At 41.0% G+C, this 261-nt stretch carries 1 rRNA gene; it reads left to right on the top strand.

The window, feature by feature from the left end:
* Window positions 1-196: 196 nt before the first annotated feature.
* Window positions 197-261, top strand: a 5S ribosomal RNA gene (gene rrf / locus AXW61_RS17020); the annotation flags it as partial.

A 261-nucleotide genomic window follows, 5' to 3' on the forward strand; every position in this document is an offset into this window, starting at 1 on the left:
TTGCTCGTGAGGCTTGACTATACAACACCCAAACAGTTGGTGTTGTGGTTCAAATCACTGCAAACAACTTGATTTAGTTATAAAGCTAGATACAATATCGAACTCAAATATACCTGTTAATAACTCATTTGATGAAAGTTAGGCACGAAGAGCACTGCTCTGAGGTTAGACCCAACGAATAGTCATAAACAGTTGTGCTGGCGACAATAGCAAGAGTGAACCACCTGATCCCTTCCCGAACTCAGAAGTGAAACCTCTTAG

The sequence above is a fragment of the Acinetobacter sp. BMW17 genome (assembly GCF_001592855.1).
Lineage (GTDB): Bacteria > Pseudomonadota > Gammaproteobacteria > Pseudomonadales > Moraxellaceae > Acinetobacter > Acinetobacter johnsonii.